This is a genomic window from Chryseobacterium sp. WG14 (assembly GCF_024586945.1).
In the GTDB taxonomy this organism is placed as follows: domain Bacteria; phylum Bacteroidota; class Bacteroidia; order Flavobacteriales; family Weeksellaceae; genus Chryseobacterium.
The window spans coordinates 374,492-397,405 of record NZ_JALCZD010000001.1; the positions used below are offsets into that span (position 1 = coordinate 374,492).

Consider the following 22,914-nt stretch of genomic DNA (forward strand, 5'->3'; position numbering starts at 1 on the left):
TATAAAATCCGTCAGAATCTGAATGGCTGTAAGAAGAATTCAATATGAAAATGACTCTTGTACGATTGATACCATAGCAAAAACTTTGATCAGGCATGGAAGGATTGTATTAAGAGTAGCCGGATCATCCAATAAGAACTGTAAAAATACAGGCCGGGTTTATCTTTATGATTCCAATCATGATCCTCATCAGAAAGTTCTCCTAGATTTGTATATGATTAATGCAAGCATAATTCCATCTACGATGCTACTGGGCCTTTCGTACTACGGAAGGCCTTTTTATGAACTTACATGTATTGGTTAATATTAATAGTAAACTCTGCCCTTAATTATTTTAATCAGGTTTTCACTTTCCATTCTCTTAAAAGTCCTGATGACGGTTTCAATTCTTAAACCCGTTAAAAAAGCAAGTTCTTTTCTGGTGTAGGGTATTTTATAGGAGTAGCGTTCTGTATTTTGGCTGCCTTTTAGATTGTTGAGTACTGTAAGTAATTGGTGGGTAGCATCTTCTGATGTTAAGCTATTTAAAAAAATACAGCTGTAGTATGATCTTTCTGCTAAGTAATGAAGGAATTTCATTTGAATTTCAAAATCTGAGGCTAGCAATTCTAAAAGTTTGGAGTGCTCTAATCTAAATACAGTACAATCTTCCATTAAGACAGCATTAACGGGATATTTATATTTAGAGAATAAAAAAATCTCACCAATAGAATCGCCCTCCTCATGAATACTCTGAATAAACTCCTTTTTTTTAGTCTGAAAATTGGTAAGCTTTATTTTACCTGTTTTAATCTGAAAATAATATACGGGAGTATTATCCTCTTCAAAGAGCAGCTGAGATTTTTGTAATTGAATAATGTCTGCTCCAAAAGTAATGAGCAAGTCTTCTTGTATGACCATAACTCCTAATTAAACAGCTTTCACATAGCTTGATTGTGAATACTTATCACAAATATATTAATTTAATATTTCTCTGAATGTGATTCAGATCAAAAAAGGCTTTTAAATTACTTTTCATGTGCGCTTTTTATACCTCATAGAATTGCTGAAATAGTGGTAGCGGATCAGTATAATGAACATCTGCTTTTAGGGTAATAAGCTGCTAATGATTACTAGTTTTTTTATATGTACCTTTAAATTGTTGAAAACCAGGTGATAGCTTGTAATAGCATTGTAAGAATCCTATGTTTTTAAAAGGTTTTAAAATATGACCTATGTCATAATATATGCTTTGCTTATAGGTTACCTTTGAAATATATCATTTAAGAAAAATATGAATGCAATACTTGGGCAAGTTGTGAAATCTACAGTTTTGAATTTGAAATTTCTTTATAAAGCAAGCATCTTGTAGATCTTTAGCCATATGCAATGGCAGACTGAAGGAAGATTTTTGTTTTTGACTCTCAAAAAAACAAGCGTTTGTTCATACTATAATACGTTTGAAAACTAAGAGGAAAATAAATTCAGGACTTTAAATACCTTATCAGTCTTCTACTGCAATAACGCACAACAAAGCAAACATTAAAAATTACATTATGTCTATCCAAAAAAGTCTTTTGCATTCAGTACAGGCAATTGAAGAGCAGTATACTGCTGGTGATTATATATTTCGTGAAGAGGCTATACCGCAGTTTTATTATCAAATTGTGACGGGTGAAGTGAAGCTTAACAGCTATAAGGAAGACGGAAAAGAATTTATACAGGAAATTCTTTCAGATAATTCGTGCTTCGGAGAATCAATGCTTATTCTGGGAAAGCCATATACTGTAAATGCGGTTGCGCTTACAAAGTGCAGTGTCCTCAAAATAGGAAGAGATCAGTTCTTTCGGCTGCTGCAGGATAATCCTGCTATTTTTCTGGATATGTATACGACTCTATCGGAAAGAACCTCTGAAAAACTGGTGTTGATGCAGAAGATTTCAGGTCAAAATGCTGAAGAGAGGTTAGTGGAGCTGATGAACCAAATGAAAGAAGCCAAAGAAAATAAAGATAAATATTCGTTTGAGATCCCCTACACCAGGCAGCAGCTGGCCTCACTTACAGGGCTTTCTCTGGAAACCACAATCAGGGTAATAAAGAGAATGGAGAAAAATGAAAACCTTGTGATAAAGAATGGAAAAATATTCTATTAATACATTGATATATAGCTGATTGTTGTATAATGTCAACTGGAAATTAAAAGTAGATCTTGCGGTTTTTAATTTTCAGCACTTTGTCTGCTTCCATTTTTTTTACAGTTCTTATCACTGTTTCAATTCGCAGCCCGGTTATGGATGCTAACTGTTTTCTGGTGAGAGGAAGCTCATAAGAATAGGGGCTCTGATTTTCACTCAAACTCTTAAAATAGGCTAGAATACCCTTAATTCTTACATTGGAATATTTAGAGGCATTGTTCTGCATCAGAATAAACTTTTGATAAAGCCGCTCCGCAATAAACTGCCGGACATCTAATGCAGCCTGATGATGATCATCTAAAAGCTGCAGAAAATCAGTTTTAGGAACCATTATAATGCTGCATTCCGAAATGGCTATGGCGTTTACCGGATATGTTTCTTTAATGAAAGATAACAGCTCGCAGACACTTTGTCCATCAGATAAGATGCTTTGAATGAGTTCTTTACCTTCTTCGTTAGTATGGCTCAGCTTTACGGAGCCGGTAATGATCTGATAGTAGAACTGGGGCAGATCTCCTTCTTCAAAAATAACATCAGATGGACCGTAAGTTTCAGTAAATCCACCATATTGGGACAGTAAATCAATATCAATAAGCATAGCAAATTATTAAGCTATGGTATCGTCCGGTTACGTTACAAACGATGCCATAAGGTTTTTTAAGTATTTTGTTTTCATTATCAGATTTTTTTATGAGGTGATTCCGGTAGTTATATTCACATCAGCTCTTTCCCGAATAAAAAGGAAAAAAGATTTTGGAACTGGTGTACATACATACAGTTTATATTATTTCCGTAAAGCTTCAGTCCGGTCATAGAATGCATATCACGGAGATCAATATCATATTTTAAAGACTCCTGCCCCCTTTCAAATCGTACAATATACTGTGAATCATAGGTTTTAATAAAACCGAATTTTATAAGCCACGATTCATCTATTTTTAAAGGCTTTATCAGTTTGGCAGGTACACACAAACAGGTTTCCGGATTTTTTATTTTAACCCAGTATTCTTCATCTTCATTCTGGAATACCTCCGTAAGCGAATATACCTGGTTTTTATATCTAACGAGATTCTGTATTTTTAGCTCTGTGATTTTCATGATATCTGGTGGTTTTGGTTGTACTCCATTAAGCTCATTGTCGCCTGGCAGATGAATCCAGGATATGGGAAAAAGCAAGTATTTGTATAGATGCAGAAAGGCTCACCATTCTTACCCAGGTGATTCATATCAAATTTATAAAGATTGGTAGTTACACCCATATGATTCAGATCATATACCTTGTAATTGATGGTATTTTAACGGGTTACGCATTTTTTTGATGCGGAAGGTTATAAAAATAAGATTGTGATCTCACTCATAAACAGGAGTAAAGTAAATGAATAATTTTGACTGTATGATTGGTACCGGCAATCATTATTATTCAAACCAAATTATATTGATATGAAAAATTCATTGCTATGTATGCTTGGTATATCTGTATGTATGCTCAGCTGTAAAAAACAAAACATTGAGAATGAGACACGGGTTGACTCCACAGTAACCCCCAACGCTTATGACTCGGCAAATGTGACTCCTGCAACACCTTCAAACCCGCCAACAGATACAACCGCTTACCGAAGTGGTTCAGATACACTGCAACAATCAAAAAAACAGAATGATTCCATAACACGTTAACACTTTTTTAGACTCCATATATTCTTGGCCTCCCTGTTTCAGGGAGGCTTCTTTTATGAATTATTGATTATAAGCAGTCTGTGTATAAAATCATTATTAATATTTAAATCTAATAGCTTATTGGTGTGATCCCTTCTGATATTTCAGAAAAGGATTCTTAAGTGAATAGAGAACTGTGGATAGTAATTTATGATGTATGTCATAAATTTATAAATCCCACCATCATAAATTGTAAAGTAATGCGTTATAAGTATTGTTAATAGTTTAAATGTATTGTTTTAAAAATCATAAATAATATTTGATAATAATCTGATAAAAATAAATTTTTATGATATCAATCATAAAATGTTCAGTATCAGTCTTTATATTTTTGTAATACACACATCACAAAATTTAATATTATGAAGTCATTCGTATTGATAACCTTAATTTTGGGTTGCTCTGCTATGAGTTGTAAAAAGGAGGCCCAGCCTCAACCGAGATCTATTGACAGCATAAATACCGGAGACAGCATGGTTACCGGTACAGCACAGGTAACACCGGATTCCGGTGATACTACGCTTCCTATGGACAGTACAGCTTACGATGTAGATTCTATTAAAAATAGTAAGTAACCTCACTGTAAGCTACTTTTCCACCCACAGAATCGGACTCTAGAGATCTGTATACTGATCATCTCCATTGTATTTCACTGGAATCTTTTACTCTATAAACCCTAAATTTTTATTATGGGAGAATCGTCATTACTTAATCAGACGGGTATTCAGATAACATTATTACTGATGTTGATCGTAATTATTGCCGTCCTGGTGGTTCTTATCTTTAAGTTCTTATCCATTTATGCAAGGATATTAAGGCATAGAGAGCTTTCGGAAGTTCAGAAGAAGATTGAAAATATGTCTGCAGAGGAGCTTAAAGAATATGAACAGAAAGAAAGAGAACTTAATTTTCAGCTTCCGGAAAACCAGCTTGCAGGTACCCTTCCGCCTTCTGATGAAAAGGGAATTATTCAGAATATCAATTCTGTCGAAGAATTGCGGGTATTTCCCACGAAAAGAAGGACCTCATCGTTTTTGCAGTATGTAAGCCCGGAACTCAGCAGGCTTATTCTTTACTTTTTAGGAACTGCCATCCTGTGGCTGATCATAGGAACAACTTTTGGGCTTTATGCCGGTATCAAATACGTTGCACCCGATGTTGAGCATACCAGTTGGCTGAGTTTTGGCAGGCTGCGGCCAGCCCATACCAATGCTGTATTTTGGGGATGGGCATCTTTAGCCATGGTGGGGCTTTCATATTATGTCGTTACAAGGGTAAGTAACGTTGAAAATTACAATATCAGGCAGGGTTATATTTCTTTAATTCTGATCAATACTGCAGTGCTGGCCGGAACAATATCTTTATTGGCCGGAGTGAATAACGGAGGCGGTGAGTACAGGGAATATATATGGCCTATTATGATTACGTTCGGAGCAGGGGTAGCGCTTTCTTCACATAATCTGTTTAAGCCTGTTGTCAAAAGAATTGTCAAGGAAATCTATATCTCAAACTGGTATATTATTTCGGGATTTATGTTTATTGTTATTGTCATTATAGTAGGCTATATCCCGATATGGCAGGACGGAGTAGGAGAGACAATTACCCAGGGATATTATATGCATCAGGCGATTGGAATGTGGTTTATGATGATTAACCTTGGGCTCATGTATTACTTTTTGCCACAGCAGCTTAATAAGCCGATTTATTCCTACAGCCTGGGGGCCCTGGCTTTCTGGACCCACATATTATTTTATACCCTGATCGGAACCCATCATTTTATTTTCAGTGCTATCCCCTGGAGGCTGCAGACCACGGCAATTGTTGCCAGTGTCGGCATGCTGATACCGGTGGCAGCAGGAACTACTAATTTCCTTTTAACATTTAGCGGTGCCTGGTACCAGCTTAAAAACAGCTATACCCTTCCTTTTTATTTCATGGCGATTATTTTTTATTTTACCGGATCTTTTCAGGGTACCGTAGAAGCTTTCAGATATACCAACCTGCTCTGGCATTTTACAGATTTTACAGTTTCCCATTCTCATCTCACCATGTATGGGATCATCACTTTTATGCTTTGGGCATTTTCATATACTTTAATTCCGCGCCTCACTGGCAATGAGCCTCCGAAGCTGCTGGTAGGAATGCATTTTTGGCTGGCTTTAATCGGCTTACTTTTTTATGTAATAGCATTAATGATCGGCGGAACACAGACAGGATTGATGTGGATGAAGAAAAAGCCTTTCATAGACGGCGTTATCAATATGTTTCCTTTCTGGCTATGGAGAGCAATAGGGGGAACTATGATGTGGGTGGCCCATCTTATTTTTGCATACAATTTTTACAGAATGGTTACCAAAGACAGGAATGTGAGAATTCCACAGACACCCGCTGAAATCCTGGCAGCAAAGAGGCAGCATAGCCGTACAGAGTTTAACCCTTAAAAAAAGAAATTATGATACTGCTAAATGACCATAAAATACTTTTCGGCTCGGCACTTTGTCTCTTTATCTTTCTTACACTTTATATAGCTGTACTTCCTGCTCTTGATAACCAAAGGATTAACAGGCCTTTACCCCGTCAGGCAAAAATACTGACAAATGAACAAAGGGCCGGTAAAATGGTATATATTGAAAATGGATGTGTGGCATGCCATACCCAGCAGGTAAGAAATGTTGAGATGGATAATGTTTTTGGCAAAAGACCGAGTATTCCTGCTGATTTTGCTGTCAACAGAAGGACGGATTTCTGGAGAAATACAGCCAATCTGATGGGAACACAGAGAGCCGGCCCCGATCTTACCAGTGTAGGGGAAAGGCAGCCAAGTGCTGAATGGCACCTGATTCATCTTTACCAGCCAAGGGCTGCTGTAGAGGCATCCATAATGCCTTCCTATGAATTTCTTTTTATAGAAAGAGACTATCTGCAGCCCGGTGATGTTGAAGTTAAGGTGCCGGAGAAATTTATTAAAAATAAAAGAAAGAAAATAGTAGCTACAAAAAAGGCTCTTCAGCTGGTAGCCTATCTGAAATCACTTAAACAGACTGATTATACCGATAAATCTATTGTTCCGCCATTCCTTTACAAACAGGTAAAAAAAGAAGGTGAAGGTGCTTCCGGCTCCTCCAATCTTCCTGATGGAGGAGAGCTTTTTACCGTGAACTGTGCTTCCTGCCATCAGGCAAACGGGGAAGGAGTTCCCGGGGCTTTCCCTCCGCTGAAAGGCAGTCCGGTAGTCACAGGGGGTGATCTGGAGCTCTATGTAACGATTATTATGAAAGGATATGATCCGAGGCCTGAATTTGCAACAATGCCGGCGGTGGGAACCAATGCTAATTTTACCGCTGAAGATGTTACCGCTATCATGAACCATGAAAGAACGAGCTGGGGAAATAATGCAAAAAAAGTGACCCTGGAAGAAGTAAAAGTAATCTATGATAAAATAAAGCAATAATGAAAAATTTAATAGTAAATGCACTGAATGTGACTTTGATTTTATGGGGCACCTATGCATTGGCATGTGATGCGTGCCAGCTTCGTCAGCCCGAAGTTACTAAGGATCTTACGCATGGAACCGGCCCCGAGAGCGGCTGGGACTGGTTTATTGTAGGAATTGTTATCCTGATAACAGTTTTGGCTTTTATATTTTCAATTAAATATCTGGTAAAACCGGGAGAAAAAGATAGGAAACATATTAAATATTCGGTTTTTTCAGATGAAAATATCATGTTATGACAAAAGACAGAAGTAAAGTTTTTCTCTTCATAGATAATGATCTGCATCCTATTGCAGAGCTGGAAACTCCTATTGTTTTTGATCTGGATACCAAAAAACTTCCCGATGGTGATCATGTTCTGAAAATTGTCAGCCGGTCTCCATCAGGAAAAGAAGGAATCAGAAAAATAAGTTTTACCGTTGCCAACGGCCCTACCATAAAAATTGAAGGCCTGAAAAATAAAGATGTGGTAGATGGTACATTATCATTGATGATTAATGCTTATGATAAGGGAAACCAGAAAAGCTTTCTCATTACCGGTAGTGAAACCCCTCAAACAATACCTTTCTGGATATGGGTTATTATTATTCTGTTTGTAGGATGGGCTGTTTATTATGAGATAACGAGCTCCGCGGTGCAATAGCGGGCAGGAATCTCTAAAGATTGAACGTTAATAAGAAACAAAAACATATAATTTTTAAAAAAATCCTATGGTTATTAATGAAAAATTTTTGCTTTCAGCAGGAGCTGAAGTAAAAGAATATAATTCCGGTGATATTATTTTTCATGAGGGAGCAACTCCGTATTATTATTATCAGATTATTAAAGGGAAAGTAAAACTCAATAATTATAATAAAGAAGGGAAAGAGCTGATCCAGAAAATAATTACAGAAGGAGAAAGCGTGGGTGAGTCTCTCCTGTTCATTGGTAAGCCATATCCTATGGATGCTGTTGCTTTAGAGCCCTCTTTAATTATAAAACTATGCCGGAATAACTTTTTCAGTATGCTCAATGTATATCCTCAGTTATATCTTGACCTATGCAAAGAATTATCAGACTGTCTTTATTATCAGTATATTATGCTCCAATCCAACTCATCACAGAATCCTTCAGAGAGGATAATGGGTGTACTGGATTATCTTAAAGCCTCAAAAAAAGACCAGGCTCCATTTTCTTTTAAAATACCATTTACCAGACAGCAGCTGGCAAGCCTTACAGGGCTTTGTGTTGAAACAGCCATCAGGGTTATTAAAGATATGGAAAGGAAAAAAGTAGTGATGATTAAGGATAGGAAAATTTATTTTTAGGATACCTACTTTAAACAGACTCCGGAAAAGTTTGCTGTGTAAAGGAAAATACGTGACAGAAGTGAAATATATGTGGACTGTTAATTTTATGCTAAAAAAAAAATTTTATGATCTGCATCATAGTTTAGTTAATATCTCTTCTTTAATTTTATTATTAATTATTTATCATAATTATTTTATTTTAAAGCATATTGCAAATACACACCAAAAATAATATTATGAAGCCTATTACATTATTTCCATACTATTCAGCAGATGTTTTTGTCGTCACAGGTAGATATTTATCTCATTGCTGCCTTACAGAAGATAGTACATTCAGAGAATTCTCAGACATTGCAGATTCATTAAACCGGGATCTCCGGAGCAGCACTTCATGCCATTTCAGCTGAAGCTACTGATGCAATTTTAAACAGCAGATTATCTTCTGACAAGCAGTGAATCCGTAATTACGAATTTAAGAATGCTGTTAAATCATATTTCAAAGACCACTCCAATTTTAATAAGATGCTGATAGCGGATGATCGGTAAATGAAGCATTTCATACATTTTATCAACCTAATAAATTTTACTAAGATGATGATTAAAATTTATTAACAGTAAAAAAAAGATTATGGTTATTAGCGAAGAAATTTTAAGCTCAGCAGGCGCTGGGTTAAAAAGATACAGCCCCGAAGAAACTATTTTTCACGAAGGAGATACCCCATTATATTATTATCAAATAGTAAATGGTGAAGTCAAACTGAATAATTGTAATGCGGAAGGAAAAGAATTTATACAGAACATTTTATATGATGGACAAAGTTTTGGCGAGTCATTGCTATTTGGAGATAAATTATATCCAATGAACGCTGTTGCTATCTCTCCGTGCACTATTCTCAGATTATGTAAAGAAGATTTCTTAAGTATGCTGAAAAAGCATCCTCACCTGTTTTTTGATTTTTGTAAGGTGCTGGCAGACAGACTTTATTATAAATACATTATGCTTCAGAAAAATTCTCTGGAAAGCCCTGAGGAAAGACTTATTGGTGTCATGGATTATCTGAAAAGCTCTCAAAAAAAACAGTGTACATTTTCTTTCCAGATACCTCTTACCAGGCAGCAGCTGGCCAGCCTTACAGGAATCCGTGTAGAAACTGCAATTAAAACCATCAAACGTATGGAAAAAGAAAAAATTGTAAAAATCATTAACAGAAAAATTTTATACTAATTGCATCAATATGATGCCAGTCATAAAAGACCGGATTATTCTGTTGTAAATTTGGTCTAACAATCTGATTAAAGATCTACAGTCTTCTTTTTATGGAAGTTACATAAGCTGTTCAGCTTAATGAAAATTATCACCAAAAAACCAAACCATTGCTTTTCTGATACTAGTTAAGATTGGCAATACATCACTTATATATTAATTTTTAAAACATTCAGTTATGAACACTAGAAATTCAAGCAATCGTAGCTCAAGAAGTAATTCTTCAAACAGTGAAAGATCTACTTTAGAGGAAGTTTATCAATTAGGTTATGACCATGGTTATAACGATGCATCTGAAGATGAGGATTATGATGATGATTTCTCTGATTATGAGGATTATTATGATGACTATGATAATAGTTATGACGATGATGACGAAGATTATGATGATGAAGACTATGATGATGAAGATTATGATGACGAAGACTACGATGATGATGACTACGATGATGACGATGATAATAGGGGAAGAAACTCTGGTGGCAGAGGAGGTTCCCGTGGTGGTAACCAGCAAAGAGACAGTCAGGGTAGATTCACTTCAGGAGGAAGAGGAGGATCCAGATCCGGTTCAGGGTCGAGGTCTGGTTCTGGCTCCAGATCTGGCTCATCAGGAAGAGGAAGGTCTTCTTCAGGTTCCGGAAATGGAACTTCAAGAAGAGGTTTTGCTTCCATGAGTAAGGCAGAACGTACGAGAATTGCCCGTATGGGAGGTGAAGCTTCTCACGGTGGCGGAAGATCTTCCAATTCAAATTCAGGAAGATCAGGTTCCAATAGCGGTTCAAGAGGCTCAGGCTCAAGATCCGGAAATAGCGGTAACTCAGGTTCAGGCCGTGGTTCCGGCTCAGGAAACGGAACTTCAAGAAGAGGCTTTGCTTCCATGAGTAAAGCAGAGCGTACCAGAATTGCCCGTATGGGAGGTCAGGCCTCTCATGGTGGCGGAAGATCTTCAGGATCAGGGAGATCAGGATTTGGCGGAAGACGTAATAATTCATAATTTTTTTAGATTACCTCTTTATACTTTTTAAAGGGGTAATCTTTTAACTCAATTCAAACACCACATCATATCATGGCAACAAAAACAACAGAAAATAGCAATACAACTGCATCGGCATCAGCTTCAACATCCGGAGGAAATGCCACAGCAGATAAAAAAATGAAAGCAGACAATGCTTCGGTAAAGGACAGCATGAAAAATTCTTCTCTTCATCAATTCTTTGTAAGTGCTCTTAAGGATATTTATTTCGCAGAAAATGCCATTATAGAGGCATTGGAAAAAATGCAGGAAGCAGCGACAACAGAAGAATTGAAAGACGCCTTTGAAGACCATCAGCTTCAGACCAAGAAACATGTAAGCCGGCTTGAGAAAGTATTCAAACTGATTGACGAGGAACCTGAGAAAAAGGAATGTGAAGCTATAAAAGGAATTATAAAAGAAGGGGAAGAAACCATAAAATCTACCAAAGAAGGATCTATGACCAGAGATGCAGCCCTCATTATTGCCGCACAGAAAGTGGAGCATTATGAAATTGCCACCTACGGAGGTCTTGCCCAGCTTGCCATTACCATGGGGCATGATAAAGCTGCCGATCTGCTTGAAAAAACACTTCAGGAAGAAGAAGATACAGATTATAATCTTACCGAAATTGCAGAAACATTCATTAATCTTGATGCAGAACAGGAAGATTAGATTCATTTAATTCATAATGCCATATAGGCGGTGAGTCTATATGGCATCTTTAACCATGAAACAAAATATGAATCGACAGGAATTTATAAAAATACTGCGGTCCGGACATTTCAGCAAGATTGAGAATAAAGGAGAATGGATTGAAGAGGAGGCTTTAATTTATGCCAAGGAAATTAAAATAAACATCTTTTTATTGTTTATTTTCTTAAACACTCCAAAATCGGAAAATACCCAGGCTTTAATTGCTGAATTTAAAGATTTCAGCAGTATTGGAAAAGATGAACCCTTGCGAACCATGTTCTATCTGCTGATGAATGAAAATGAAGATCTCCACTGCTTTGAGAAACTCATAAAAACCTGCCCTTAATTTATTTTACAGAGAAAATCACAGTTTATTGGTGTTTATACTCTGATAAGATAAATTACAGCTCATCATAAAATTGACAATTGATAATGTAGAATATGGGATCCTGTAACAGAAAATAAACCTGTTTCACAATCTGAGTAAGCTTATAACCCTCACACCACTTAATATTAAAATTATGAAAGCAGCAGTTTTTCACGCTCCCGGAAGCATAACGTGTGATACCGTTGATGATCCGGCTATTCAGGATTCCACGGATATCATTCTTAAAGTAACATCAACTGCTATTTGCGGCAGCGATTTGCATATGTATTCCGGAGGTATTCCGCAGCTTCGGCCTATGGTTATGGGGCATGAATTCATGGGAATAGTTGAAGAGACCGGAAAAAATATCACTCACTTAAAAGTGGGAGACCGTGTGGTTGTCCCATTTCCTATTGCCTGCGGCGGATGTTATTTCTGCCAGCATAACCTTCCCACAGCATGCGAACACAGTAATCCTGAACATTACGGGCCTGAAGGAGGTCTTATTACAGAAAAAGGAGGTGCACTCTTTGGATATACTGACCTGTATGGTGGCTATAACGGAGGACAGGCACAATATGTACGGGTTCCTTATGCACACTTCGGGCCACGGAAAGTTCCGGGGGAGCTAAGTGATGAGCAGGTTCTGTTTCTGACCGATATTTTTCCTACCGGTTACACCGGAGTAATGTGGGGAGAATTGAAGGGCGGAGAAACAGTAGCCATTTTCGGGGCCGGGCCAGTTGGGTCAATGTCCGTTAAAAGTGCCATTCTCCATAATGCCGGTAAAGTTATCGTTATCGATACGCTCCAGTACAGGCTTGACCAGATTAAAAAACTGACAGGCTGTGAAACTATTCTGTGGGAGGATCCTAAAGAAGTCATTGAGCAGATAAGGGAACTGACGGGTGGAAGAGGTGCCGATTTATGTATTGATGCTGTAGGTTTTGAGCCTGACCGTAATTTTTTAGATAGGGCAAAAGCGGTTCTAAATTTTGAAAAAGGCTCTATAAAAGTATTGGAAGCCTGTATGAGTGCTGTAAGACGTGGTGGAACAGTTTCAATCCTGGGGGTTTACCCTGTTAACTATGACAATTTTAAGCTGGGGCAGATCTTTGATAAAGGAATTACCATAAAATCTGGACAGTGTAATGTTCACCCTATTATTGATACCCTGATGGATCATGTACAGAGTGGCCGTGTAAAGCTTGATGATATTATCACGCACCGCCTTTCGCTGGAAGATGTTGCCACAGGATATGAAATTTTTGATAAAAAGCAGGACGGATGTGTTAAAGTTGTCCTGGATCCCTGGAAATTGTCAGCATTTTAAATATAAAATAATAAAATACAGTGCTATGGAGCTTCAAAAGGATATTCTTGAGTATATCAGCCAGGCGTTGATGACCACTGATGAAACTATTTCTGTGGCAGAAAGTGTTACCTCAGGATCTTTACAATTGGCCTTTTCACAGATGCCCAACGCGTCACTTTTTTACAAAGGAGGACTAACGGCCTATACCTTACCGATAAAAGTAAAGCTATTAAATGTCAACAGGGCAGAAGCTGAGCAGTGCGACTGTGTTTCAGAAAATATAGCAGAGACCATGGCCTTACAAGTTGCAAAACTGTATGAAACAGACTGGTCTATTGCCACTACAGGCTACTGTACACCTATCAGGCATTCGGCATATAAGATTTTCGCCTATTTCTCATTTGCTTATAAAGGAGAAATCATCCTTACGAAAAAGTTGGAACTGCATCCTAAAACTGAAGCTTTAAATGCACAACTCTATTATACAGAATTCATTCTGGGCTGTTTTAAAAATGAAGTCAGCCAACTGTTAATTTAAATAGTATACTATGGAACGTAAATATCAATATGCTTTAATCACGGGAGCAACAAGCGGAATTGGATATCAGCTGGCTAAGCAGTTTGCGAAAAACGGCTATGACCTGGTGATTGTTGCCCGAAACCATGAAGAGCTAAAGAATAAAGCTGAAGAATTCAAAACCTTTGGGATCAATGTTATTTCGATTTCAAAGAATTTATTTATTCAGGATGAGGTGTACTCGCTGTATTCAGAATTACAGCTCAATGGTATAAGCCCGGAAATCCTTGTCAATGATGCCGGACAGGGAGTCTACGGTAAATTTCAGGATACTGATATTCACCGGGAGATTAACATCGTCAATCTGAATATTATTTCAGTGATCCTTTTAACGAAGCTCTTTTTAAAAGACCGGCTGGCCAAAGGATCTGGAAAAATATTAAATCTTGCCTCCATTGCCAGTAAGGCTCCTGGTCCCTGGCATTCGGTTTACCATGGAACAAAAGCCTTTATTCTGTCTTGGTCCGAAGCTATCCGTGAAGAACTGAAAGACTCGGGAATTAGTGTGACGGCCCTTCTTCCGGGACCTACTGATACTGACTTTTTTAACAAAGCAGACATGAACAGAAGTAAGATTTTGGAGGATAGGGAAAACCTGGCCAATCCTGAAGAGGTGGCAATAGATGGGTATAATGCCCTGATGAATGGCGAGGATAAAATAATTTCAGGATTCAAAAACAAACTTACTGTAGCAATGACTAACCTGGCAACGGACGATATGGCTGCCCACAGGATGGGAGAAATGCAAAAACCAATAACTGAAAGTTACTGATGAGAAGACTGCAATTAAAGAATAAATCAGTTCTGATTACCGGTGCGGATAGTGGTATCGGTAAAGCTGTGGCACTGCTTCTTGCTGAAGAAGGTGCCCATATCGCTATTATCTACCATCATGAAGACCAGGAGGCCGAAAAAACAAAAAACGAAATACTGGCTTTGGGTAAAAAGTGCATTATTTTTCCGGGAGATATTAATGATTATGAATTCTGTGAAGATACCGTTAAAAAGGTCATTGCCAAATTTGGAAGAATAGATATTCTGGTGAATAATGCCGGTGTACAGTTTCCTTCTGATCAAATTGAGAATCTGGAAGAAAAAAATATCAGGCAAACATTTGATTCCAATATTATCGGGATGATCCTGCTGACAAAAGTTGTTTTTCCATACCTGAAGCAGGGTGCAAGCATTATCAATACAACCTCTGCAGTTGCCTATCAGGGACATGAAGAACTTTTAGATTATTCAGCGACCAAAGGAGCAATAGTTTCTTTTACCAGATCTCTGGCCCTTCAGGCAAAACCGAAAGGTATCCGCGTCAATGCAGTGGCTCCGGGACCCGTAGCAACACCACTTACTGAAAAAACTTTTGGAGAGAAGGAAGAGGATATGAGCAAGCCTCCTTTTGAAAGGAATGCCAGCCCGGAAGAAATAGCCGACAGCTTTTTGTTTTTGGCAGGCAGTGGAGCAGCTCAGATAACAGGACAGGTTATTCATCCTAACGGAGGGCTCATAGTCAATGGATAATAAATATAACATTATAAAAAGAAATAGTATGAAAACAATCATTTTATTAGCAATATGTGCAGTGAGTCTTACAGCCTGCCGTTGTGATCTGCCCGAAGATGAAGACAAAAAGAAAAGTGAAACAAGACCGGTAAATGATAGTCTAAAAATCAAATAATATGAACAGGGATGGAGCCAGAAAGAGCATATGGCAGGAGGAAATTAAAAAGTTTTCTCCAGACCCAGCCTTGGAGGAATGGTATGACGTTGCAATTGTCGGGGCCGGTATTACAGGTATGTCTACTGCGGTAAGGTTGCAGAAGGAAGGGCAAAAGTGTATTGTTCTTGAAGCTTCCAATATAGGCTTTGGAACAACTGGCGGAACAACTGCCCACTTAAATGACTTCTTTGATACAACCTATGCCCAGGCGATTAAGGATTTTGGATTACGTAACGCCAAGCTCCTGAAATATGTAGGGATAGAAGCAAAAAATATCATCAGAAACAACATCCTGGAATTTAATATTTCCTGTGATTTTCAAAGTAAGCCGGGTTATTTGTTTGCTTTAGATGACGAGCAGGAAAAAAAACTGGATACTATTCTCAAAGGAGCCTCTCAGGTGGGACATCCTATGGCACAAACTGATGATATTCCTTTCCCTTTTGCTTTTAAAAAAGCCGCTGCTATTCCTGATCAGGCACAATTCCATCCTATAAAGTATGTCAGAAGCCTGGCAGAGGCATTTATCCGTCTTGGTGGCGTTCTGGTGGAAGATTGTTTATGTGAGAGTCATGATGAAAATGGAGACTTTGTCGTATTACAGTCTACCAAAGGAAGCATTACTGCACGGTCTGTAATTTATGCTACCCATATTCCACCGGGCATTAATATGCTTCATTTTATGAATGCTCCGTACCGCAGTTATGCTATTGCCTTCAGGCTGAAGGGTGATTTTCATCCCAAAGAGCTGGGCTATGACCTTGCCGAGCCTTATCATTATTACAGAACACAGCAGATAGACGGGGAAAGCCTGCTGATTGCCGGAGGTGAGGACCATAAAACGGGACATGCCGATGATACCGGAGAATGTTTTTCAAGACTGGAGAACTATGTAAGAGAACATTTTGACGTTGATACAGCAGTTTACAGCTGGTCAAGTCAGTACTATGAACCTGTAGATGGACTTCCCTATATTGGAGTATTACCAGGCAGCAAAGGAAAAATATATACAGCGACAGGATTTCGTGGGAATGGGATGATCTTCGGAACTATTACGTCTCAAATTCTTGGGGATTTAATTTTAAAAGGCTCCAATAAATATAAGGATCTTTTTAATCCTGAAAGGATAAGGCCGATAACAGGTTTTGCCAATTTTGTAAAAGAGCAGGCCACTGTAGTTTTAGATTTTGTGAAGGATAAAGTGTTTGCAGAAAAAATGAATTCACTGGCCGAGCTTTCTGAAGGAGAAGCAAATGTGGCGAAGTACGATGGAGAGTCCTATGCTGTATATAAAGAGAAAGGAGGCGAGTTACATCTTCTCAAAAGCACATGCACGCATGCGAGATGTGAAGTCCGCTGGAACAGTGCAGAAATAAGCTGGGACTGTCCGTGTCATGGATCAAGATTTAATGTAAACGGTAAAATGCTTACAGGTCCTGCAGTTAAAAATCTTCAGAGAATTGAACTGTAAAAGCACTTTGGAGCCAAACCCGTACAATAGAGCGCATGGTAAAACCCATAAGAATATGGAAAAAAAACATATACTACCCTTTCTGCAGGGGCTGTACTTTATAATAACAGGGATCTGGCCGCTTGTTCATATTGAAAGTTTTCTGTACATAACCGGTTATAAAACTGATATATGGCTTGTGAAAACTGTGGGTATATTGATTTTACCATATAGTGTTTTATGTTTTTATACCATAGGAAGTACTAAAAGAAATACTGCAATTGCTACAGTTAATATTATTTGCTGTTTGGGATTGGCATGGGTAGATCTCTATTATTACCTCAAAGGGATCATCAGCTGGGTCTACCTTATTGACTTTGTTTTGGAAATGATATTTTCTGCCTACTGGATTTTTTATTTGCTTTATTTTAAAAGATCCGTATAAGCTTTGATGCAGTTCTAACAATACCAGGAAATATGAAAATCAAAGAAATTCCAGGAATTCCACGGCAAAGAAAAGGTGGTTTTCATAATACAGAAAGTATAAAGAAATTTGATAATCCTGAAATGGCTGTTCAGGAGTTCATCATCCTTAAAAACAGGCTCTATTCCGTCAATGAATGGAAAGATTTTTGTGGGAATGGCTTCGCCGGTTTTAAGCTTTATGATTCATCAGGAAATTATGCAGACCGTATTCCGGTGAAAGGGGATTTTATAAGGATTGATATTCCGGGCCCGGGCACGCTTGAGGCTGGTTTTGACTGGGTCACAATTATTGATATCAGTGATCAGTACACAAAAGAAGATGAATTTGAAAATATATTGATTACCTGCAGACCTTCAAAAGAACCGGGGAATTCCCGTAAGAAATATACCGCTCATTTTTATTCTTCCAGTGCCACCTCAACTTTCATGATTTCAAGAGGAAATACCTATATCAAAGCTGCGGTTTACGGAAGGAATGAAACAGCTAATCTGGATGCTAATTTTTTAGATACCATAAGAAACCTGGTGATTGCTTTGGGAGGAATGATAGGAATTTCCAGGATTCAGTGGAAGAGACTTACCGATGCTCTATTAGATTTTTAAAAGTAAAGTGTTCTTATGAAAAATAATTTTTTTGACCGATTCGCGGATAAGGCTGTCTGCTTCACCGGAAGTGCTGCAGCCTTTATTATCGCAGCCCTGCTGGTTATCATTTGGGCAGCTACCGGGCCTTTATTTGATTTTTCTGAATCATGGCAGATCGTAATTAATACCGGGACCACTATTATCACTTTTCTAATGGTTTTTTTAATTCAGAAAGCACAAAATAAAGATTCCAAAGCTATTCAGATTAAATTAAACGAACTGATTGAAGCCCATGAAAAAGCAAATAACCGACTGGTAGATATAGAAGATCTGACAGAAGATGAACTGGACAAGATTCATAAGCTCTATGAGAAAAATGGCCGTTTCAGGAAAAAACAGGAGCAAAAAGAACCCCATCCCAGCGATCAGGCCTGTAATTACCGGTACAAATAAAACATAATCATAACTGAAAACTGAATGACAATATGAATGGAGTTATTATTCAATTTTTCCATTGGTATCATAAAGGTAATCTCTGGAATGAATTTACAGAAAAATGCGGCTATCTGAAAAGCCTGGGATTTACCGCAGTGTGGTTCCCGCCCGCCACCAAGTGTGTATTGGGAAAAGAGGGTAGAGGGTATGATGTTTATGACTCATATGATCTGGGAGAATTTAACCAGAAAGGAGGCATTCCGACAAGATACGGTACCAGGGAAGAATATCTAAATGCCATTAACAAAGCCCATGAGCTTGGAATATCCGTTTATGCTGATATTGTAATGAATCACCGGATGGGTGGAGATGAAATGGAAGCTGTTACGGTACATCAGGTAAAGGAAGAGAACCGAAATGAAAATATCGGGGAACCTTTCGCTGCAAAAGCTTTTACAAAATTTACTTTTCCGGAAAGGAATGGGAAATATTCACAATTCATTTGGGATTATACCTGTTTTAATGGCATAGATAGTATTCAGAAAGACAACACGGAGCTGAAAGGGATTTTCAGGATCCATAATGAATATGGGCAAGATTGGAACCAGACTGTAAGCAGTGAATTTGGAAATTATGATTACCTGATGGGAGCTAATGTAGAATACCGCAATCCATATGTTGTCCATGAAATGAAAAACTGGATCAAATGGTACCTGGAGACCACCCATGCAGATGGGCTGCGTTTGGATGCCGTAAAGCATATTTCTGTTGATTTCCTACAGGAATGGATTGCCTATGTAAAAACAGAACTGAAGCCGGATTGTTATATATTAGGAGAATTCTGGAAAGACGAAGCCGAAAAAATATCTCATTTTTCTGATCAGATAAAAGGCATGATTTCCTGTTTTGATGTACCTCTGCACTACAGTTTCTTTATGGCATCAGAGAAAGGTCAGGATTATGATCTCAGCCAGATTCTAAAGGGCAGTTTTCTTGAAAAAAAACCTGTTTTCTCCGTTTCCTTTGTGGAAAACCACGATACACAGCAATTACAGTCTTTGGAATCAACGGTACAGGATTGGTTTAAACCATTGGCCTATGCTGTTATTTTACTCATGGAAGAAGCCTACCCCTGTGTATTCTATCCTGATCTTTTCGGTGCTCAGTATACAGATATAAAAGAGGGTAAAGAGGTGGAAATTATCATGCCAAAGGTTGAAATTCTCCCCAAGCTTCTTGAAGCACGGCAGAAGTTTGCCTATGGAGAGCAGATCAGTTATTTTGACCATCCCAACTGTATTGCCTGGTTGAGAAAAGGAGATGCTGAACATGAGGGCTGTGTGGTGATCATATCCAACAGTGAAGCGGGCTATAAAGATATTGACCTGGGAAAGGAAAAAGCTAATTCCGTATATAAAGATTTTACGGAGCAAAGGAATGATGAAATAAAAACAGACGAAAATGGAAGAGCCAGATTTACAGTCAGTGCCGGGTCTGTAAGTGTGTGGATTAAGATGGGATAATAGCGCTGCAAACTGACTCCTGTGTTATATAGTAAAAGCCACCTTTTTAAAGTGGCTTTTACTATTCAAACGTAAATATTAATTATGGCTGGCCGCTTCCTCCTGCAGCTCCATAAATCTGCCCGGTTGCGAAACTTGCATCATTGGCAGCAAGCTGAACGAATATAGAGGCGAGCTCAACCGGCTGTCCCGGACGCCCCAGTGGAGTATGACCACCAAATTTTTCAATCTTTTCCTGAGTCTGGCCACCACTAATTTGCAAAGCGGTCCAAACAGGTCCCGGGGCAACACCATTGACCCGGATTCCTTTTGGCCCCAGCTGCTTAGCCAAAGATTTCACATAATTTGTGGTTGCAGCTTTTGTCTGTGCATAATCATACAGGTCGGCAGATGGATCGTAAGCCTGTACCGAAGATAAGCCAATAATAGAAGAGCCTGGTTTTAAGTGAGGTAAAGCCGCTTTAATAATCCAAAAGGGTGCATAAAGATTGGTTTTCATTGTTCTTTCAAATTCTTCAGTGCTGATGTCAAGAATAGATTCATGGGTTTTCTGATGTCCTGCATTATTAACCAGAATATCCAGTCCCCCTAATTGCTGTACAGCCTGTGCCACCAGCTTATTGCAAAATGACTCTTCCCGTAGATCCCCGGGAATGGCTACCGCTTTTCGTCCCGCTTTTTTAATCAGTTCAATGACCTGTATGGCATCCGGCTCTTCTTCCGGAAGATAATTAATGGCTACATCTGCTCCCTCTCTTGCATAGGCAATAGCGGCAGCACGTCCGATTCCTGAGTCTCCTCCTGTAATTAATGCCTTTCTGCCGGTCAGCCTTCCGGAGCCTACATAGCTTTCTTCACCGTGGTCCGGTACAGGGATCATTTTTCCTGCCAAACCCGGAAAGGGCTGAAACTGTCTTTTGAAGGGAGGTTTAGGATATTTTGTTGTTGGATCTGTAAGGTCCGGACCGGTATTACTTTTGATGTTTTTTTGTGTCTGTGCAAAAGTACCCGGGGCGACAGCTGCTACAGCAATCGTTGCGGCTATTTTTCCTATGGCATTTCTTCGTGTGATTTTCTTTTCCATATATTTAAGATTTGGTGAGTGATATGTTAAACTAATTTTCTTTCTTTTTATATTCTTCAATTTTTTTAAACTGATGGTAGGATTCCTTCAGGTTCTGCAACTGTTCTGAAACAATCTTTTTACTTTTTTCACAAAGATCTCCGCTGTCAAGAGCTGCCTGATAAGCTTCTATCGCGGCCCTTTCTCCAAATACCACATTCTCAAGGGTAGATTCTTCGATAGTACCTACCGTAAATGAATTTTTAATATCTATCCATGTTCTGTGGACTGCTCCTGCAAAGGAGGTTGAATCTTTAGGATCTCCATTTTTTTCAATGATCAGATTCATCAGCTCATTTTTCATAATTTTTGACTGGGAGATCATCCGGTCATATTCATCTTTGATATCAGGATACATTTCCCAGATTTTTCCCTCCACTTTTTCAAATCCTTCTATTCTGTCGTTCGTGATTTGCAACAAATCATTAAGTACGGATACTGTTTGTTCTGTTTTCATAATATATTTTTTGTAATGGTTATCGGGTTGTAAAATTCTATGGATCCATATGAAAGGTTAGATTCTTATATTTTGAGAATAGCCTGTGGAAAGGGCAGCTGATTTGAAGCCTTATAAAAATTCTCATTCTATGGTATCCATAATCTGTTATAAAATTAGTAAAGTGCTGTTAGCTGTATTATTATTTCAGTCATAATATGACTTATTTTTTCATATAGGAAAAGCATAGATTTTTACTGAATATCTAACTATGACAATGGAAATTGCAACTGGAAATAAATTAGTTTCCTGGTTGTTAACAATAAAAATAGGCATCAATTTTGTTAAATTGATGCCTATTGTCGTTTGCGGTAAGAGGGATATTGTTTGGCCATACAGCCTGATCAGAATAACGTTATTCTATCCATAGGTGCCCCATAGAATAAGTTCTGGCTTTACCTGCCACAATTACTCTTTCATTTTTATTTTCACAATAAAGCTGGCCGCCCCTTTCTGATAGCTGGCGGGCGAAAAGCTTATCTTTTCCTGATCTTAATGACCAGAACGGAATAAGTGAGCAGTGTGCAGAGCCGGTAACAGGATCTTCAAGAATTGAGGACTGCGGCGTAAAATATCTTGAAACAAAATCACTGTCTGTACCTGCTGCTGTCACAACAACACCTCCTGGATCCAGAATGATAAGGTCAAAAAGGGATCTTTCAATGTTGATATTTTTTATGTCTTCCTCAGACTCATATACCAGAACATAGTCTCTTGATTTGAAGACTTCCTTAGGCTGTATATTGAGAGACCTTTTTATATTTTCCGGAAGAGTAGATGTTTCTGGCATTCTTGACGGGAAATCCATATAATAAAATCCATCTTTTATATCGACGGTCAGCTCACCACTTTTGGTTTGAAAAACAATTCTGTTGCTCTTATAATGTAAGATGGAAGCTAAGCAATGGGCCGTGGCAAGAGTAGCGTGCCCGCATAAGTCCATCTCTATTTCAGGGGTAAACCATCTCAGATGAATGCTATTGCCATTATCAATAAAGAAAGCCGTTTCTGCCACTGCATTTTCACGGGCTATTTTTAAGAGTATTTCATCGGGTAACCAATTTTGTAATGGGACAACACATGCAGGATTTCCATGGAAAATCTCTTCTGTGAAGGCATCTATTTGGTATAATTCTAACTTCATAATTGATGTAATTTCTGCTGGTAACAAAGATAATTTATTTCCCGGAGAG

28 protein-coding genes are annotated in these 22,914 nt (G+C 38.3%); 22 read left to right on the forward strand and 6 right to left on the reverse strand.

Features of this window, described 5'->3' with window-relative positions; translation table 11 throughout:
• Positions 1-22: 22 nt before the first annotated feature.
• Entirely contained in the window at positions 23-304 is a 282-nt protein-coding gene (locus tag MP478_RS01550; RefSeq protein WP_257199380.1) for a hypothetical protein, read from the forward strand.
• A gap of 2 nt (positions 305-306) precedes the next feature.
• Here the strand turns inward: MP478_RS01550 and MP478_RS01555 are convergent, their stop codons facing one another.
• Positions 307-900 (reverse strand): Crp/Fnr family transcriptional regulator, encoded by a 594-nt coding sequence (locus tag MP478_RS01555; protein WP_257189390.1) that lies wholly within the window; start codon positions 898-900, stop codon positions 307-309.
• A gap of 635 nt (positions 901-1,535) precedes the next feature.
• Here MP478_RS01555 and MP478_RS01560 point away from each other — a divergent pair.
• Positions 1,536-2,132 carry a Crp/Fnr family transcriptional regulator gene (locus MP478_RS01560; protein WP_257189389.1) on the forward strand — a complete coding sequence of 199 codons (597 nt, stop codon included), beginning with the start codon at positions 1,536-1,538 and terminating at the stop codon, positions 2,130-2,132.
• A gap of 43 nt (positions 2,133-2,175) precedes the next feature.
• Here the strand turns inward: MP478_RS01560 and MP478_RS01565 are convergent, their stop codons facing one another.
• The gene (locus MP478_RS01565; protein WP_257189388.1) at positions 2,176-2,772 is read right to left on the reverse strand and encodes a Crp/Fnr family transcriptional regulator; all 597 of its coding nucleotides are present in this window, start codon (positions 2,770-2,772) and stop codon (positions 2,176-2,178) included.
• Positions 2,773-2,888: 116 nt separating this feature from the next.
• Positions 2,889-3,272: a hypothetical protein gene (locus tag MP478_RS01570; RefSeq protein ID WP_257199381.1), complete on the reverse strand. Its 384-nt coding sequence runs from the start codon at positions 3,270-3,272 to the stop codon at positions 2,889-2,891.
• A 977-nt stretch (positions 3,273-4,249) separates the two neighbouring features.
• Between MP478_RS01570 and MP478_RS01575 the strand changes: the two genes are divergently transcribed.
• The 20 genes from MP478_RS01575 (at position 4,250) to MP478_RS01670 (ending at position 20,102) form a co-directional block, all read left to right on the forward strand.
• A complete protein-coding gene (locus MP478_RS01575; protein ID WP_257189385.1) occupies positions 4,250-4,462 on the forward strand; it encodes a hypothetical protein in 213 nt (70 codons plus the stop codon).
• Between the two features lie 114 nt (positions 4,463-4,576).
• Positions 4,577-6,328, forward strand: a complete 1,752-nt coding sequence (locus tag MP478_RS01580) for a cbb3-type cytochrome c oxidase subunit I (protein ID WP_257199382.1) — start codon at positions 4,577-4,579, stop codon at positions 6,326-6,328.
• A gap of 11 nt (positions 6,329-6,339) precedes the next feature.
• Entirely contained in the window at positions 6,340-7,338 is a 999-nt protein-coding gene (locus MP478_RS01585) for a cbb3-type cytochrome c oxidase subunit II (RefSeq protein WP_257199383.1), read from the forward strand.
• The gene (locus MP478_RS01590) at positions 7,338-7,619 is read left to right on the forward strand and encodes a hypothetical protein (RefSeq protein ID WP_257199384.1); all 282 of its coding nucleotides are present in this window, start codon (positions 7,338-7,340) and stop codon (positions 7,617-7,619) included. The genes MP478_RS01585 and MP478_RS01590 overlap by 1 nt, the downstream gene beginning before the upstream one ends.
• Complete coding sequence (locus MP478_RS01595; protein WP_257189381.1) at positions 7,616-8,023, forward strand: cytochrome C; 408 nt, start codon at positions 7,616-7,618, stop codon at positions 8,021-8,023. Before MP478_RS01590 ends, MP478_RS01595 begins: the two co-directional genes overlap by 4 nt.
• A gap of 67 nt (positions 8,024-8,090) precedes the next feature.
• Positions 8,091-8,687: a Crp/Fnr family transcriptional regulator gene (locus tag MP478_RS01600; protein WP_257189380.1), complete on the forward strand. Its 597-nt coding sequence runs from the start codon at positions 8,091-8,093 to the stop codon at positions 8,685-8,687.
• Positions 8,688-9,297: 610 nt separating this feature from the next.
• The gene (locus tag MP478_RS01605; protein WP_257189379.1) at positions 9,298-9,894 is read left to right on the forward strand and encodes a Crp/Fnr family transcriptional regulator; all 597 of its coding nucleotides are present in this window, start codon (positions 9,298-9,300) and stop codon (positions 9,892-9,894) included.
• 217 nt (positions 9,895-10,111) lie between these two features.
• Positions 10,112-10,927 carry a KGG domain-containing protein gene (locus MP478_RS01610; protein ID WP_257199385.1) on the forward strand — a complete coding sequence of 272 codons (816 nt, stop codon included), beginning with the start codon at positions 10,112-10,114 and terminating at the stop codon, positions 10,925-10,927.
• Positions 10,928-10,999: 72 nt separating this feature from the next.
• The gene (locus MP478_RS01615; RefSeq protein ID WP_257189377.1) at positions 11,000-11,620 is read left to right on the forward strand and encodes a ferritin-like domain-containing protein; all 621 of its coding nucleotides are present in this window, start codon (positions 11,000-11,002) and stop codon (positions 11,618-11,620) included.
• 67 nt (positions 11,621-11,687) lie between these two features.
• Positions 11,688-11,987, forward strand: a complete 300-nt coding sequence (locus tag MP478_RS01620; protein ID WP_257189376.1) for a hypothetical protein — start codon at positions 11,688-11,690, stop codon at positions 11,985-11,987.
• Between the two features lie 175 nt (positions 11,988-12,162).
• The gene (locus MP478_RS01625) at positions 12,163-13,341 is read left to right on the forward strand and encodes a zinc-dependent alcohol dehydrogenase (RefSeq protein WP_257189375.1); all 1,179 of its coding nucleotides are present in this window, start codon (positions 12,163-12,165) and stop codon (positions 13,339-13,341) included.
• A gap of 25 nt (positions 13,342-13,366) precedes the next feature.
• Positions 13,367-13,861 (forward strand): CinA family protein, encoded by a 495-nt coding sequence (locus MP478_RS01630; RefSeq protein WP_257189374.1) that lies wholly within the window; start codon positions 13,367-13,369, stop codon positions 13,859-13,861.
• Positions 13,862-13,871: 10 nt separating this feature from the next.
• The gene (locus MP478_RS01635) at positions 13,872-14,672 is read left to right on the forward strand and encodes an SDR family oxidoreductase (protein ID WP_257189373.1); all 801 of its coding nucleotides are present in this window, start codon (positions 13,872-13,874) and stop codon (positions 14,670-14,672) included.
• Entirely contained in the window at positions 14,672-15,424 is a 753-nt protein-coding gene (locus MP478_RS01640; RefSeq protein ID WP_257199387.1) for an SDR family oxidoreductase, read from the forward strand. Before MP478_RS01635 ends, MP478_RS01640 begins: the two co-directional genes overlap by 1 nt.
• A 28-nt stretch (positions 15,425-15,452) precedes the next feature.
• Positions 15,453-15,581, forward strand: a complete 129-nt coding sequence (locus tag MP478_RS01645; RefSeq protein WP_257189371.1) for a hypothetical protein — start codon at positions 15,453-15,455, stop codon at positions 15,579-15,581.
• Between the two features lies 1 nt (position 15,582).
• Entirely contained in the window at positions 15,583-17,094 is a 1,512-nt protein-coding gene (locus MP478_RS01650; RefSeq protein WP_257199388.1) for an FAD-dependent oxidoreductase, read from the forward strand.
• Positions 17,095-17,149: 55 nt separating this feature from the next.
• Positions 17,150-17,518, forward strand: coding sequence for a hypothetical protein (locus MP478_RS01655; protein ID WP_257189369.1), 369 nt, complete (start codon positions 17,150-17,152; stop codon positions 17,516-17,518).
• 32 nt (positions 17,519-17,550) lie between these two features.
• Positions 17,551-18,162, forward strand: coding sequence for a hypothetical protein (locus tag MP478_RS01660; RefSeq protein ID WP_257189368.1), 612 nt, complete (start codon positions 17,551-17,553; stop codon positions 18,160-18,162).
• 15 nt (positions 18,163-18,177) lie between these two features.
• A complete protein-coding gene (locus tag MP478_RS01665; RefSeq protein WP_257189367.1) occupies positions 18,178-18,597 on the forward strand; it encodes a low affinity iron permease family protein in 420 nt (139 codons plus the stop codon).
• A gap of 32 nt (positions 18,598-18,629) precedes the next feature.
• A complete protein-coding gene (locus MP478_RS01670) occupies positions 18,630-20,102 on the forward strand; it encodes an alpha-amylase (protein WP_257199389.1) in 1,473 nt (490 codons plus the stop codon).
• Between the two features lie 82 nt (positions 20,103-20,184).
• Here MP478_RS01670 and MP478_RS01675 read toward each other — a convergent pair whose 3' ends face one another.
• The 3 genes from MP478_RS01675 to MP478_RS01685 form a co-directional block, all read right to left on the reverse strand.
• The gene (locus MP478_RS01675) at positions 20,185-21,186 is read right to left on the reverse strand and encodes an SDR family oxidoreductase (protein WP_257199390.1); all 1,002 of its coding nucleotides are present in this window, start codon (positions 21,184-21,186) and stop codon (positions 20,185-20,187) included.
• A 31-nt stretch (positions 21,187-21,217) separates the two neighbouring features.
• The gene (locus MP478_RS01680; protein WP_257189364.1) at positions 21,218-21,682 is read right to left on the reverse strand and encodes a PA2169 family four-helix-bundle protein; all 465 of its coding nucleotides are present in this window, start codon (positions 21,680-21,682) and stop codon (positions 21,218-21,220) included.
• 394 nt (positions 21,683-22,076) lie between these two features.
• The gene (locus tag MP478_RS01685) at positions 22,077-22,865 is read right to left on the reverse strand and encodes a PhzF family phenazine biosynthesis protein (protein WP_257199391.1); all 789 of its coding nucleotides are present in this window, start codon (positions 22,863-22,865) and stop codon (positions 22,077-22,079) included.
• Positions 22,866-22,914: the final 49 nt, after the last annotated feature.

Excerpts from the sequence above, each read along its gene's own strand:
- MP478_RS01580 (WP_257199382.1), top strand. The coding sequence starts at position 4,577 with ATGGGAGAATCGTCATTACTTAATCAGACGGGTATTCAGATAACATTA.
- MP478_RS01665 (WP_257189367.1), top strand. The coding sequence starts at position 18,178 with ATGAAAAATAATTTTTTTGACCGATTCGCGGATAAGGCTGTCTGCTTC.
- MP478_RS01655 (WP_257189369.1), top strand. The coding sequence starts at position 17,150 with ATGGAAAAAAAACATATACTACCCTTTCTGCAGGGGCTGTACTTTATA.
- MP478_RS01550 (WP_257199380.1), top strand. The coding sequence starts at position 23 with ATGGCTGTAAGAAGAATTCAATATGAAAATGACTCTTGTACGATTGAT.
- MP478_RS01560 (WP_257189389.1), top strand. The coding sequence starts at position 1,536 with ATGTCTATCCAAAAAAGTCTTTTGCATTCAGTACAGGCAATTGAAGAG.
- MP478_RS01605 (WP_257189379.1), top strand. The coding sequence starts at position 9,298 with ATGGTTATTAGCGAAGAAATTTTAAGCTCAGCAGGCGCTGGGTTAAAA.
- MP478_RS01660 (WP_257189368.1), top strand. The coding sequence starts at position 17,551 with ATGAAAATCAAAGAAATTCCAGGAATTCCACGGCAAAGAAAAGGTGGT.
- MP478_RS01565 (WP_257189388.1), bottom strand. The coding sequence starts at position 2,772 with ATGCTTATTGATATTGATTTACTGTCCCAATATGGTGGATTTACTGAA.
- MP478_RS01610 (WP_257199385.1), top strand. The coding sequence starts at position 10,112 with ATGAACACTAGAAATTCAAGCAATCGTAGCTCAAGAAGTAATTCTTCA.
- MP478_RS01615 (WP_257189377.1), top strand. The coding sequence starts at position 11,000 with ATGGCAACAAAAACAACAGAAAATAGCAATACAACTGCATCGGCATCA.
- MP478_RS01625 (WP_257189375.1), top strand. The coding sequence starts at position 12,163 with ATGAAAGCAGCAGTTTTTCACGCTCCCGGAAGCATAACGTGTGATACC.
- MP478_RS01595 (WP_257189381.1), top strand. The coding sequence starts at position 7,616 with ATGACAAAAGACAGAAGTAAAGTTTTTCTCTTCATAGATAATGATCTG.
- MP478_RS01645 (WP_257189371.1), top strand. The coding sequence starts at position 15,453 with ATGAAAACAATCATTTTATTAGCAATATGTGCAGTGAGTCTTACAGCC.
- MP478_RS01600 (WP_257189380.1), top strand. The coding sequence starts at position 8,091 with ATGGTTATTAATGAAAAATTTTTGCTTTCAGCAGGAGCTGAAGTAAAA.
- MP478_RS01590 (WP_257199384.1), top strand. The coding sequence starts at position 7,338 with ATGAAAAATTTAATAGTAAATGCACTGAATGTGACTTTGATTTTATGG.
- MP478_RS01630 (WP_257189374.1), top strand. The coding sequence starts at position 13,367 with ATGGAGCTTCAAAAGGATATTCTTGAGTATATCAGCCAGGCGTTGATG.
- MP478_RS01585 (WP_257199383.1), top strand. The coding sequence starts at position 6,340 with ATGATACTGCTAAATGACCATAAAATACTTTTCGGCTCGGCACTTTGT.
- MP478_RS01570 (WP_257199381.1), bottom strand. The coding sequence starts at position 3,272 with ATGAAAATCACAGAGCTAAAAATACAGAATCTCGTTAGATATAAAAAC.
- MP478_RS01575 (WP_257189385.1), top strand. The coding sequence starts at position 4,250 with ATGAAGTCATTCGTATTGATAACCTTAATTTTGGGTTGCTCTGCTATG.
- MP478_RS01650 (WP_257199388.1), top strand. The coding sequence starts at position 15,583 with ATGAACAGGGATGGAGCCAGAAAGAGCATATGGCAGGAGGAAATTAAA.
- MP478_RS01555 (WP_257189390.1), bottom strand. The coding sequence starts at position 900 with ATGGTCATACAAGAAGACTTGCTCATTACTTTTGGAGCAGACATTATT.
- MP478_RS01640 (WP_257199387.1), top strand. The coding sequence starts at position 14,672 with ATGAGAAGACTGCAATTAAAGAATAAATCAGTTCTGATTACCGGTGCG.
- MP478_RS01680 (WP_257189364.1), bottom strand. The coding sequence starts at position 21,682 with ATGAAAACAGAACAAACAGTATCCGTACTTAATGATTTGTTGCAAATC.
- MP478_RS01675 (WP_257199390.1), bottom strand. The coding sequence starts at position 21,186 with ATGGAAAAGAAAATCACACGAAGAAATGCCATAGGAAAAATAGCCGCA.
- MP478_RS01670 (WP_257199389.1), top strand. The coding sequence starts at position 18,630 with ATGAATGGAGTTATTATTCAATTTTTCCATTGGTATCATAAAGGTAAT.
- MP478_RS01685 (WP_257199391.1), bottom strand. The coding sequence starts at position 22,865 with ATGAAGTTAGAATTATACCAAATAGATGCCTTCACAGAAGAGATTTTC.
- MP478_RS01620 (WP_257189376.1), top strand. The coding sequence starts at position 11,688 with ATGAATCGACAGGAATTTATAAAAATACTGCGGTCCGGACATTTCAGC.
- MP478_RS01635 (WP_257189373.1), top strand. The coding sequence starts at position 13,872 with ATGGAACGTAAATATCAATATGCTTTAATCACGGGAGCAACAAGCGGA.